Genomic DNA, 1,039 nt, shown 5'->3' on the forward strand with positions numbered 1-1,039 from the left:
AGCACGCGTGCGCCAGAGGTAATCAATACGAAACGCAACTCTTCGCCTAAGGTGCTCAGGGTGTCAGCCAAATCACCTTCACAGTACAAACTAACTACAGTCGTTAGTGAGCCTTTTACATTGCCGGCATTACGCTCTTCTTCGATACACTTATTAACAGCTTCTTTTGCCGCCATCACTTTATTCCAGAAGTCACGACCTTGCGGCTCATCATCTGAAAGTGCAACTAAGTCGGTATACCACTCAGCCAAGAATACGCTCTCATCTCGCTCACCTGATACTGGCTGCGGCATAACAGCCCAGATCTCATCAGCCGTGAAGCTTAAGATTGGCGCCATCCAGCGCGTCATTGCTTCTAGAATATGATACATCGCAGTCTGACAAGAACGACGAGCCAAGCTATTCGCTTGCGTGGTGTACTGACGGTCTTTGATGATATCTAAGTAGAAACCACCCAACTCACCAACACAGAACTGAACCAACTTCTGGAACACGCCTAAGAAGTTGTAGTTGTCATACGCTTCTTGAAGCTCTGCTTGCAGTTGAAGTGCCTGATCTACAGCCCAACGATCTAGTGCAATCATTTGATCATTCGGTACTAAGTCCGCTTTTGGATCAAAACCATTGATATTACTTAACAAGAATCGCGCGGTATTACGAATACGGCGATATGAATCTGCTGTACGCTTGAGGATTTCATCCGATACCGTCATGTCACCGCTGTAGTCCGTCGCAGCAACCCACAAACGTAGGATATCTGCACCAAGCTTGTTCATCACTTCTTGCGGCGAAACCACGTTACCAATGGACTTAGACATCTTGCGGCCTTCACCATCCACGGTAAAGCCATGTGTAAGCACTTGCTTGTATGGCGCTTCACCCTTGATCGCAATACCAGTTTTCAAAGATGACTGGAACCAACCACGGTGCTGATCCGAACCTTCTAAGTAAAGATCTGCCGGGTATTGACCAAGCTCTGCGCGCTGTTCAAGTACCGCTGCATGTGTCACACCAGAGTCGAACCATACATCTAAGGTAT

1 protein-coding gene is annotated in these 1,039 nt (G+C 47.5%); it reads right to left on the minus strand.

The features are described 5' to 3' along the window. Positions 1-1,039: class I tRNA ligase family protein (locus A3739_RS21275; RefSeq protein ID WP_156502736.1), on the minus strand; the 1,039-nt coding region annotated here is incomplete at both ends.

This window comes from Oleiphilus sp. HI0067 (assembly GCF_001635735.1).